The sequence below is a fragment of the Paraburkholderia sp. Ac-20340 genome (assembly GCF_017104965.1).
Taxonomy (GTDB): Bacteria; Pseudomonadota; Gammaproteobacteria; order Burkholderiales; family Burkholderiaceae; genus Paraburkholderia.
Window position 1 is genome coordinate 57,775 of the sequence record NZ_JAAGPR010000040.1, and the last position, 11,207, is coordinate 68,981.

The window sequence follows — 11,207 nt, forward strand, 5'->3', positions numbered from 1 at the left end:
CGGGCGGTCTCCAGTCAATGCGAAGCGACAACCGGCACCGTCACGCGCGCCGCCGCTGGCAGACACGCGGGACCCACCGGCTCGAAACTCTTGTAGGTGAGGATGAATTCCTGATGCCCGAGCGTTTCCGACTTCGAACGCGCGCCGCGCGCCACCTCGAGCGTGACGTCGAACACCTCGCGGCCCACGTCTTCGAGCGTCGCGCGGCCTTCGAGAATACGCCCCGCATCGACATCCATATCGCCCGCCAGATTGCGGTACGTGAGCGGATTCGCGCAGACCTTGATCACCGGTGCGAGCGCCGAGCCTACGACCGAGCCGCGGCCCGTCGTGAAGAGAATCACGTGCGAGCCGCAGGCGATCAATTCGGCAATTTCCGCGTTATCGCTAATATTTGGGAATCCGAAACGAGGCTCTCCGTCCGGCACGACATCGAGCAGATAAAGTCCGCCCGTGGGCGGCACGTCACCCGGTTTCACGATGCCCACAATCGGCGATGCACCGCTTTTCGCATACGCACCCAGCGATTTTTCTTCCTGCGTGGTGAGACCGCCATCGGCATTGCCCACCGCGAACGAACCATGGCCGAGAATCGAGTAATAACGCGCGGCTTTCGCCACGCACGCGACGATTTCATCGCCCAGTTCGGGCCGCGCCGCACGGCTTTTCATGTGGTATTCGCAGCCCACCAGTTCGCCGGTTTCCTCGAACAGGCAAGCCGCGCCCGCCTCGATCAGGCGATCGAACGCGCGTCCCACAGCGGGATTGGCCGTGATGCCGCTCGTGCCGTCCGAGCCGCCGCAGATCGTGCCGACCACCAGTTCGTCCAGCCGCATAGGCACTTTCTTTTGCTGCGCGAGTTGCGCACGCGCTTCGCGCACCCAGTCCATGCCGTATTGGATCGTGCTGCGCGTACCGCCCTTTTCCTGGATCGTCAGCACTTCCACCGGACGGCCGCTCGCGCGCACCTGCTCCACCAGATAGTGCTTGTTCATGCTTTCGCAGCCGAGCGAAACGAACAGCACCGCGCCCACGTTCGGATGCGTGGTGAGGCGCGTCATCATCTTCTCCGCGTAGGCGTTCGGATAACAGCCCGGAAAGCCGATCAGATGCACGGGCGCTTCGCGTACCGCCGATGCATCGTCGAATGCATCGAAAGGCTCGCGAAACTGCGCGACGATCTCGCGCGCCACGTGATGCGCGCACTCGACCAGATAAGCCACCGCTACCACGTTGCGTATGCCCTTGCGGCCATCGCTGCGCGGCCAGCCTTCGAGCATCGGCGTCGGCGTCGGCGTCGGCGTCGGCGTCGGCGTCGGCGTCGGCGTTTCAGGGGGATTGAATCGGGGTTCGCTCATGACGTCATTCCTGCTTGCGCACTAGCCGTGCGAAATGAATTCGTGGCCGGCGTCGTGCGTGTAAGTCGGCAGATAATCGCTTTCGAGGTTATGCGTATGCAGATGCTCGCCGCACGCGACATCCATCGTCACATGGCCAATGCGCGCACCATAACGCAGCACCTTTTCATCCTTCGCGAGCGCACGCCGCGCGAGCTTGTGGCCTAACTCGATGGTCTGCACAAGCGTGACGTTTTCGCCCTCGATTTCCAGCGTTTCGCCTGCGGGCAGACGCGCCGCCGCGATCAGGCAGTTGTCGTCGGGCGAGAGCAGGATGAGGCGCGCATCGGTGTGCTTGATGTTGGCTGTGCTGGAGCGATCGTTCAAGACGGGACTCCTCGCTTCAGTTCTGGGCTTCGCCGCCCGCGAGCCGCGCCACCATCAGCGAGCCGAGGATGATCGCGCCGTAAATCGCCTGTACCCAGAACGACGGCACCTGGGCGAGCGTGAGCAGGTTCTGCACCACGCCGAGCAGCAGGACGCCCAGCAGCGCGCCGAACATCGTGCCCTTGCCGCCATCGAGCGAAATCCCGCCGATCACCGCCGCCGCGAACACCGTGAAGATCATGCCGTTGCCCTGATTCGCGTTGATCGCACCCACATAACCCGTCACGATCAGCCCGCCCAGCGCAGCCAGAATGCTGCCGAGCACGAACACGCCCCACGTGATGCGCTCAACGCGAATGCCTGCTGCGCGCGCGGCATCCGGATTGCCGCCGATCGCGTAGAGCGCGCGGCCGATGCGGTGATAGCGCAGCATGAACGCGGCAAACGCGAACGCCGCCGCCGCGAGCCACACCGACAGCGGCAGGCCCAGCACGATGGTCGTCGCCAGCGCGAAGAACGACGGCGGCATATCGAACAGCGTGCCGCCCTTGGTCGCGCCCACGAGCATGCCGCGCAGCACGATCAGCATCGCCAGCGTGACGATAAACGCGTTCAGGCGCAGCCGCACAACGAGAAAACCGTTGACGAAGCCGATCAACGCACCCACCGCCACAATCATTAGCAATCCTGCCAATGCTGGCCATTGCGTGCCGAAACCCGCCGACGCCGCCGGCATCACCAGCATCGCGCCTATGGCGGGCGCGATGCCTACCGTCGATTCGAGCGAAAGATCGAACTTGCCGGTCAGCACGATCAGCGATTCCGCCAGCACGACCAGCGCCAGCGCCGCCGACGCGCCCAGCACGCTGATCAGATTCGCCTTCGTCAGAAAACTCGGGCTGACAAAGCCGCCGATCACGATCAGCAGCAAAAGCACGGGCAGCAAGGCCAGATCGCGCAAGCGCGCGAATTCGATGCGCGGCCTCGCGCGGCGGCCCGTCGCGAGCGCGGTATCCGCAGTGGCCGCGAAGGCCGGCGTGGAAATACTAGGCTTCATGGAGATCGACTCCCTCAACCGATGCAATCAGTTCATGGTCCTGCCAGCCCGCCGCGAATTCCGCCACCACGTTGCCGCGAAACATCACGAGCACACGGTCGCAGGTACGCAGATCGTCGAGTTCGCTCGACACTACGAGCACGGCCTTGCCTTCGTCGCGCACGCGGTCGACGACCGAGAGCAGCGCTTCTTTCGATTTGACGTCCACGCCCGCCGTGGGATCGATCAGCACCAGCACTTCGGGATTGCTCGCCAACGCACGCGCCATCACCACCTTCTGCTGATTGCCGCCCGATAAACCCGACACCACATGGTCCGGTCCTTGCGCGACGATCCCCAGCGATTCGATCATGCGCCGCCCCACCAACTGCTTTTTCGCGGGCGGCGCAAAGCCCAGGCGGCCGAGCAAACCGGCAATCGTCATCGAGGCGTTCTCGGCCACGGATTGCGTCAGCACGAGTCCTTCGTGATGGCGATCCTTCGGCACGCAGCCCACGCCATGTGCGAGCGCATCGGGCACGTCGCCGGGTTTGAGCGACGCGCCGTTCACGCGAACCTCGCCCGCCTGCTGCGCCGTGAGACCGGCAACGGCCTCGCCCACGCTCGTGCGCCCGCTGCTGGTCGCGCCTGTCAGGCCAACGACCTCGCCGCGACGCACCTGCAAGGACACACCGCTGTAATCCGCGCCGCTGATGCCGCGCACCTCCAGCGCGATCCGCGCATCGGCGGGCAACGCGGGACGCGCCGCTGCATCGGCCACGTTAAGACCGCCGCGCTCGCCCGTCATCGCTTCGATCAGGCGTTCGCGCGGCAATTCCGCCACCGGCGCGCTGACGATATGGCGCGCATCGCGCAACACCGTCACGGCCTGGCAGATCTCGTACACCTCCTGCAGATGGTGCGAGATAAAGAGAAACGTCACGCCTTCGCGCTGCAGTTCTTCGATGCGGCGAAAGAGGCGCTTGATCTCTTCGCCGTCGAGTTGCGCGGTGGGTTCGTCGAGGATGATGAAACGCGCGCCATACGACAGCGCGCGCGCAATTTCCACGAGCTGGCGCGCCTCCACCGTGAGATCGCCCGCACGCGCATCCTCGCGCACGTCGATACGCCAGTGATCGAGCAGCGCGCGCGCATCGCGACGCATGCTCGTCCAGTCGATCACACCGCGTTTGACCGGCTGACGATTGATGAACAGATTCTCGGCGACGGTGAGATCGCGAATGATCGTCGAATGCTGATAGACGCAGGCGACGCGTTCGCGCCACGCATCGCGATCGGCCACGGGCGGCGCGGCTTCGCCGTTGAAACGCACCGCGCCTTCGTCGGGTTTGCGCAGGCCCGTGAGAATCGACACGAGCGTCGATTTGCCCGCGCCGTTGCGCCCCACGAGCGCGTGCGACTCGCCCGCCATCACGCGCAGGCTCACGTTCGCGAGCGCCGCCGTGGAGCCGAAGCGTTTGGTCACGCCGCTCGCTTCCACCACGGGCGGCAACGCCATCGCCGCGCGCTCGCGCGACATCGCGAGCGACGCGGCATCGTGCCGGTCCAGGCTTCGATCGCTCATTTGATCGTATTACCCCAGAGGTTTTTATCGTCGACGTTCTGCTTCGTCACGAGCGGCGCCGGCAATTGATCTTCGAGCACGCCGGGCTGCAACTGGATGATGTTGCTGTCGTGATCGGTCTTGCCCGGCTTGAAGGTTTTGCCTTCCAGCGCGGCCTTGATGTAATAGAGGCCGTATTTCGCGTAGAGATCGGCGGGCTGGGAAACCGTCGCGTCGATCTCACCCTTGCGGATTGCTTCGTATTCCTGTGGAATGCCGTCGTTCGAGACGATCACGATATGTCTGGGGTCGCCGGCGGGAAACATCAGCTGCTTGCGGCGCAGGGTTTGCAGCGTGGGCGAAAGATACACGCCGCCCGCCTGCATGTAGATCGCTTTCAGATCGGGGTTCGCGGTCAGCAAACTATCGAGCGCGCTGGCCGCCACATCGCCCTTCCAGCCCGCCGGAATCTCCAGCAGCGACAGATTCGGATAACGCTTCAGGCAGGCGCGAAACGCTTCGGAGCGATCACGCCCGTTCACCGAAGCCAGATCGCCCATGATCTGCACGACCTTGCCCGACTTCACATGCTCGCCGATGTACTGGCAGGCTTTCTCGCCATACGCGCGGTTATCGGCACGCACGACCATCGCCACATTGCCTTGCGTGGGCGCCACATCCACGGCCACGACCTTCACGTTTTTCTGCGCGGCATTATCGAGCGCGCGGCTGATGGCGGCCGAATCGATCGGCCCCACCACGATGCCCTTCGCGCCCAGATTGATCATGTTGTTCATGTCCGTGATCTGCTGCGCGGGATCGTTGTTCGAATTCACGGGCGCGAGAATGTCGATGCCCATCTGCTTCGCGTACACGCTCAGGTAGTTGTTGTACGACTGCCAGAACGGCGAAGTCAGCAACGGCAGACCCAGGCCGACCTTGCCCAGATCGGCCGCCTGGGAAGCACCCGGCGAAGCGAGCGCCGCAACGCAGGCCGCGACGGCGCAAAGCGTCTTCGCGAACGCGCGCGTCTGGCGGGATGAAATGGAGCGGCGGGCCAACGGGTGCCCGGATGCGAACGCCATGACTGTCTCCTGTCGACGCTGATTACGTCGGTTCTTTCGTTATGGAACCTTCCGTGTGCGCCGCGCCCGCGTGATCAGGCAAATTCGCAAGCAAGGCACGCCTGCGGCGCTGCGACTGCTCTTTCCTTGTCAGACGATGCTGGTGTATGTTCACCAGTGAATCTATTATTCATATACGCACGACACAAGGTCAAGGAATGTGCACTGCAGCAACCGTCCGTGATTTCCCTGGGCGGCGCGCGTGCCCAACTCCGCGTCAATCCAGAAAACACGCACGCACCCATGAAAACGAACGCACGCAAGCCGAAAGACGAAGCGCCGGCGCTGGAACCGGAAGAAAAGGACGGCAGTGACGGCGACGACCGCTACCGCGCGCCCGCGCTCGACAAGGGGCTCGATATCCTGGAACTGCTCGCGGAACAGCGCGGCGGCCTCACGCGCGCGGAAATCACCAAGGCGCTCGGGCGCAACGCGAGCGAGATCTACCGGATGCTGGAGCGGCTGGTGGCGCGTCAATACGTGATGCGCTCCGAAGCCGGCGACCGTTACGCGCTGAGCCTCAAGCTCTTTGCGCTCGCGCACCGCCATCCGCCGATGGAGCGTCTGATCGCCGAGGCGCTACCGCTCATGCAGCGCTTCGCCAACGATGCCGAGCAGTCCTGCCACCTCGCCGTGTACGACCGCGGCAATCTGCTCGTGATCGCCCAGGTGGACGGGCCAGGAACGTGGGGCATCGCGGTGCGGCTGGGCTCGCGCGTGGGTCTCGTCGATACGAGTTCGGGGCGCACGATTCTCGCGTATCAGACGCCGGAGCAGCGCACGCATATGCTCGCGGAACATACGAAGGTCAAGGGCGAAGTCGCCATCGATCATGCGGCGCTGGAAAGCGCGTGCGAGCGTATTCGGGCCGCAGGGTTGTCGCGCACGGACAGCCAGCAGATTTTCGGCGTGACGGACGTGACGTTTCCGGTGCTGGGACCGTCCGGGCAGGCGATTGCGGCGCTCACCTGCCCGTTTCTCAAGCGTATCGACGACTATGTCGCGCCATCGCTGGAAGACGCGACGCGCATGCTGGGGGAGACGGTGGAGGCGTTGTCGATGTTTCGGGAGGGGGAAGCGTGAACGCGCGTTACTGCGCCACCACCGCCCCCTCGCCCCCGTCCACCTCGCGGCGCACAATCGCCACCATCAACCGCTCCAGATCGCGCGTAAACCGCACCGTATCGAACAACGGCGCCTCGCTCTTCGCCCGCCCAAGCCGCTCGCGAATCTGCGCGAGCCAGGCCGGATCGCTCGCCAGTCCGAGCGCGATCTGGAAATACCCATTGAGGTCGCGCGCCACCAGTTCGCCTAGCCCCACTGCATCCAGCAGGCTCGCGCCCACGCGCCCCGCGAACAGCGCGCCGCTTGCCGACACCATCGGCACACCCGCCCACAACGCGTCGCTGCCGGTGGTGTGCGAACCGGTCGGCAAGGTATCGAGTGCGAGATCGGCGAGTTGCAGGCGCGCGAGATGCGCCTCCTGCGCGAGTCGCGGCGCGAAAATCACCCGCTCGCGCGCCACGCCCTCGCTCACGAAAAACGCATGCAGATTGGCACGCGCGCGCTCGCTGCCCGGATCGAGCAGCCAGAGCACGCTGCCAGGCACCGCGCTCAAGAGACGCGCCCACACCGACGCCATCTGCGCATTGAGCTTGAACGTCTGATTGAAGCTGCAGAACACCAAGCCGCGCTCGGGCAGGCCAGCCGCTGCGCGCGTGGGCCGCGGGCCGCACTGGCGCCGGTGATCGGTCGGCTGGTAGCAGTGCGGCATCAGCGCGAGCGTTTCGCTGTAATGCTGAGCGCTGTCAGGCGGCGTCACCACCGTATCGCCGATCAGGTAATCCGCCAGCCTTGGCGCGCCCAGCGAACCGGGATAACCCAGCCAGCTGACGATCACCGGCGCGGGCCGCAGCGCCGTGATACCCAGACGCGTTTGCGTCGTATAACCCTTGAGATCGACGAGCAGATGAATGCCATGATCGGCGATCTGCGCAGCGGCCTGCGCATCGGTCAGACCGCCGATGTCGTGGAACGTCGCGGGCAGCGCATCAAAACGCGCTTGCCACGCTGTATCGCGCGTGGCATTTCCATAGGAATACAGATGAATATCGAAGCGCGCCGCATCGTGCGATTCGAGCACGCCCGCCAGCAAATGCATCGTCGCGTGCGCATGAAAATCGGCGGAAAGATAGCCGATGCGCAAACGCCCGCCCATCGCCAATGCAGACAACGCCTCGGCCAGCCCCGCGCCGCGCGCCACCAGCGGCGCGGCCGCCAGTTCGCCACGCCAGCGCGTTTCGGCGAAGCGTCGCCCGGCTTCGCGATGCAGGCCCGGCGTGAGCGCCGGAATGCCGAGCAGGCCCCAGGGCGTGAGTTGTTCCGCCGCGCCCGAAGCCACCATCTCCAGCGTCAGGCGGTCGATGCGATCGAGATCCTGCCAGTACGCCACGCGTCGCCGCACATATTGCGCCGATTCCCAGCGCTCGCCCCGGCAATACGCCGCATCGGCTTCATCGAGGCGGTTCTGCTGCTCGAGCAATCCACCGTAGCGCTGCCAGAGATGCGCCGCCTTCGGATCGAGTTCGAGCGCCTGCTTCAGGCTTGCCTCGGCAGCGTCGAATTGCCCCGCATCCTGCAGCAGCATGGCGAGATTGCTGTGCGCAAGCGCGTAAGCCGGATCGACGTCGATGGCCGCGCGATACGCGATTTCGGCATATTTGAGGTTATTGCCCTTCTTGAGCAGATTGCCGAGGTTATTGAAGAGCCGTGCCTCGCGCATGCCCTGATTGATCGCCGAGTAATACGCCGCGATCGCTTCGTTGTCGCGCCCTTGCCAGATGAGCGTCCAGCCCAGATCGCGCTGACGCTCGCCGCTATCCTGCAGCGCCAGCGCCTGACGGATCGCCGCTTCGCCCGGCGCGAAGCGCTGCTGCCGCGCGAGCGTCACACCCAGCCGATGCCAGGCTTCGGCATGCTGCGGGTCCTGCGCGACGATCTCGCGAAAGAGCGCTTCGGCAAGCGTGTATTGTTCGGCGTTCAGGCGATCGAGGCCACGCTTGAGCAGATCGGCGGAACGGGAAGAAAGGGTCGGGCTGGAAATTTTCATGCCCCGATCATAGGAAGCCCGATGGGGCGCGAACATCAGAGCGTTCCTGGTTTGGCGCGGCGTCGCGCAATTGGAAGCGCGCCGCGCAAACCGGTTAGAATGGCGGCCCTCTCAAATTCCGTCCGGCGCGCGTCTCACGTCGGGCGCGCACGCATACGTCATGGCGAAACTTCTCTCCGATCAAGAATTCCAGCGTTTTTCCGACCTTCAGCAAAAGCAGGCGAGCTTCACGATTTCGGCTGAGGAAGCCGACGAGCTGCGCGATATCGTCGCGCGTGCGCAGAAGAAGCGCGACGATCGCGCCGACGCGATGAAGACCGTCGAAACCGCCATCGCCGAATTCGAAATCACGCCGGATGAGCTGTTTTCGGCCGAGCAGATCGCCGAAGCCGCGCGCAATTTCGGCCTGATCCCGGCCACGCGCAAGGAGCGCGTGCTGCCGCCGTCGCTGACGTTCAACGGCAAGACGCATCAGTGGACCACGCGCGCGCTGCCGGACGACATCCGCATGCCGCTGTTCGAGGCGTTCCAGGGCGGCCAGTCGGTGAAGGCCTTCATCGCCACGCCGAAGGACGCCGCGCGCTGCGCCGCGACCATCGCGCGTCTGGAGAAGGAAACCGGCGCACAGTACGCGCAGGCCTGGCTCGACGAACTGTCGGTCACGCGCGCGCAGGTTGACGAAGCACTGGCGAAGCTCGCGGCTTGACGCTGCGTTCGATGCCGCCCGGTCGACAGGCAAGCGAGAGTTAATCGAGCGGCATCCTGAAACCCACCACGCCCGGATCATCCGTCGGCGTCACCGTAAAGCCCATCGCCCGCGCGAGGCCGATCATCGGCGCATTCTCGCGCAGCGCCTCGCCCAGCAGCCAGTGCGTGCCGCGCGAGCGCGCGTAGGCGATGATGCGCTCCATCAGCAGGCGGCCCAGGCCGCGCCCCTTGAGCGTCGACAAAATCGCCACGGCGAATTCGGCCGTTTCGTTGTCCGGGTCGGACACCGCGCGCGCCACGCCGAGCGTATGCGGCTGGCCGTCCTCGCCCACCACACTGGCGATCAGCGCCATCTCCCGGTCGTAATCGATCTGCGTCATGCGCGCGAGCTGCGAGTGATCGAAGCTGCGCACCGCCGAGAAAAACCGCAAACGCAGATCGTCCGGCGTCATCGATTCGACGAAGGCGCGGTGCATTTCTTCGTCCTCGGGCCGGATCGGCCGGATCGTCAGGCGCTCGCCGTGCCAGTCGATGGTCTCTTCGAGCCGGCGCGGATACGGCATGATCGCGAAGCGGCTACGCTTGTCGGCCAGCTTGATGCGCGGCGCAGCGAGCGCGACGCCGTGGGGGCGCACACGCAATGTCAGATGCAATCCGACAATCTCTCGCACTTCGCACACCGTCTGTGACAGTTCGGTGAGCGCGCGCAGCGCCGGCTCGGGCGCAACGCGCCGCGCGTAGGGCGACTGCGTGATGATGTCGCGCGACAGCACCGGATTGAGCGGCGGCAGGCTGTAGACGCGCAGCGGCGGCGAATAGCCATCCGGCGAAGGCGCGGCGAAGCGGAACACCGGGCCGAAGTTGTCGTCGTCGCGAAACTCGACGCTCACATCGACGATGGTGTCCGGCGATTCCTCGTGCGTCGTTTCCAGCCCGAACGCGGCAAAAAGCTGCGCCGCCTCGTCGCCTTCCAGCGTGTCGCGCCCCGCCGCCAGCGCCGCGCGCGCGATGCCCTGCGCCGTTTCGATGGCCGCCGCGCCCTGCGCGGGCGAGCTTTCGGGCGTCTGCATCAGCAACTGGCGGCCCAGCCGGTAATCGACCAGACGCGCAAAGGCGCGCGCGAGCCGTCGCGGCGTCGTGTGGACCGGAATACCGTGCGCGTGCAACGCGTCGCGCGTGGCATCGTCCACGCCGCCGAAAAAGCACGCCAGCATGCCGCGATACGCAAAGCGCTGGTTCTCGATCAGGACGCGCGCCACCTCGTTCACCGGCGCGCTGTGAGTGGGCGCATGCACGACGAAGGCCGTGCCGCTCGAACGCTGCGAGGCGAGCGTCTGCAGCGCCAGGCCGAAATGCTCGGGCTTCGCCGTATCGCCGAGCACCAGCGGATTGCCCGCCTGCGCGTGCGGCAGCGCCGCCTCCACGGCCGCGCGGGTTTCGTCGCTCCATTGCGCGAGCGTGTCGCTGGCCTTGTTGAAGGCGTCGCGTGCGAGCGTGGCCACGCCGCGATCGCTCGTGATGAGCGTGGCCGAGTCGCTCGCGGCCACGCGGCCCACGCCCAGCGTTTCGATTTCGTCGAGCAGATCGTCGAGGGTGTCGACGCGCACCAGGCCCGCGCGCCGGAACGCCGCCGTGTAGAGCGCGTCGCCCGGCTCGTCGCGGCCGCTGCGCAGCGCCAGCACCGGCTTGTTGCGGGCCGCCGCGCGCGCCGCCGACATGAATTTGCGCGCCGCGCGGATGCTGTCGACTTCGAGCAGGATCGCGCGCGTGGACGGATCGCTGGCCAGATAGTCGAGCACATCGCCGACGTCGATATCGGCCTCGTCGCCCAGCGCGACCGCGTGCGAGAAGCCCAGGCCGCGCGCATCGGCCCAGCGCAGCACCGCGTTGGTCAGCGCGTTGGACTGCGAGACCCACGCCACGCCGCCCTTGCGCGCGACCG

The 11,207-nt window shown here is 65.7% G+C and carries 9 protein-coding genes; 2 read left to right on the top strand and 7 right to left on the bottom strand.

The genetic code is table 11. The annotated features are described in order from the left end of the window. Positions 1-14 precede the first annotated feature (14 nt). The 5 genes from G3N59_RS32340 to G3N59_RS32360 all read right to left on the bottom strand — a co-directional run bounded on the left by G3N59_RS32340 (position 15) and on the right by G3N59_RS32360 (position 5,409). Positions 15-1,280, bottom strand: a complete 1,266-nt coding sequence (locus tag G3N59_RS32340) for a UxaA family hydrolase (RefSeq protein ID WP_205986932.1) — start codon at positions 1,278-1,280, stop codon at positions 15-17. Between the two features lie 99 nt (positions 1,281-1,379). Then, the gene (locus tag G3N59_RS32345) at positions 1,380-1,697 is read right to left on the bottom strand and encodes a UxaA family hydrolase (RefSeq protein WP_205986933.1); all 318 of its coding nucleotides are present in this window, start codon (positions 1,695-1,697) and stop codon (positions 1,380-1,382) included. A 43-nt stretch (positions 1,698-1,740) separates the two neighbouring features. Continuing rightward, the gene (locus G3N59_RS32350) at positions 1,741-2,781 is read right to left on the bottom strand and encodes an ABC transporter permease (RefSeq protein WP_205986918.1); all 1,041 of its coding nucleotides are present in this window, start codon (positions 2,779-2,781) and stop codon (positions 1,741-1,743) included. After that, the gene (locus tag G3N59_RS32355) at positions 2,771-4,300 is read right to left on the bottom strand and encodes a sugar ABC transporter ATP-binding protein (RefSeq protein ID WP_205986934.1); all 1,530 of its coding nucleotides are present in this window, start codon (positions 4,298-4,300) and stop codon (positions 2,771-2,773) included. Before G3N59_RS32355 ends, G3N59_RS32350 begins: the two co-directional genes overlap by 11 nt. A 41-nt stretch (positions 4,301-4,341) precedes the next feature. Then, the gene (locus G3N59_RS32360) at positions 4,342-5,409 is read right to left on the bottom strand and encodes a sugar ABC transporter substrate-binding protein (protein ID WP_205986919.1); all 1,068 of its coding nucleotides are present in this window, start codon (positions 5,407-5,409) and stop codon (positions 4,342-4,344) included. Positions 5,410-5,691: 282 nt separating this feature from the next. Here G3N59_RS32360 and G3N59_RS32365 point away from each other — a divergent pair, with 282 nt between their 5' ends. Continuing rightward, positions 5,692-6,531: an IclR family transcriptional regulator gene (locus G3N59_RS32365; protein WP_205986920.1), complete on the top strand. Its 840-nt coding sequence runs from the start codon at positions 5,692-5,694 to the stop codon at positions 6,529-6,531. 7 nt (positions 6,532-6,538) lie between these two features. Here G3N59_RS32365 and G3N59_RS32370 read toward each other — a convergent pair whose 3' ends face one another. Then, positions 6,539-8,557, bottom strand: coding sequence for a glycosyltransferase family 41 protein (locus G3N59_RS32370; RefSeq protein ID WP_205986921.1), 2,019 nt, complete (start codon positions 8,555-8,557; stop codon positions 6,539-6,541). A 160-nt stretch (positions 8,558-8,717) separates the two neighbouring features. Here G3N59_RS32370 and G3N59_RS32375 point away from each other — a divergent pair, with 160 nt between their 5' ends. Further along, entirely contained in the window at positions 8,718-9,263 is a 546-nt protein-coding gene (locus G3N59_RS32375) for a hypothetical protein (RefSeq protein ID WP_205986922.1), read from the top strand. A gap of 40 nt (positions 9,264-9,303) precedes the next feature. On the opposite strand, the gene G3N59_RS32380 is transcribed toward G3N59_RS32375, so the two are convergent. Then, on the bottom strand, positions 9,304-11,207 hold a 1,904-nt coding region (locus G3N59_RS32380; RefSeq protein WP_205986923.1), incomplete at its 5' end, for a GNAT family N-acetyltransferase.

Coding starts and splice junctions, on each gene's coding strand:
- G3N59_RS32340 (WP_205986932.1), bottom strand. CDS start 1,280: ATGCTCGAAGGCTGGCCGCGCAGCGATGGCCGCAAGGGCATACGCAAC.
- G3N59_RS32350 (WP_205986918.1), bottom strand. CDS start 2,781: ATGAAGCCTAGTATTTCCACGCCGGCCTTCGCGGCCACTGCGGATACC.
- G3N59_RS32355 (WP_205986934.1), bottom strand. CDS start 4,300: ATGTCGCGCGAGCGCGCGGCGATGGCGTTGCCGCCCGTGGTGGAAGCG.
- G3N59_RS32360 (WP_205986919.1), bottom strand. CDS start 5,409: ATGGCGTTCGCATCCGGGCACCCGTTGGCCCGCCGCTCCATTTCATCC.
- G3N59_RS32365 (WP_205986920.1), top strand. CDS start 5,692: ATGAAAACGAACGCACGCAAGCCGAAAGACGAAGCGCCGGCGCTGGAA.
- G3N59_RS32370 (WP_205986921.1), bottom strand. CDS start 8,557: ATGAAAATTTCCAGCCCGACCCTTTCTTCCCGTTCCGCCGATCTGCTC.
- G3N59_RS32375 (WP_205986922.1), top strand. CDS start 8,718: ATGGCGAAACTTCTCTCCGATCAAGAATTCCAGCGTTTTTCCGACCTT.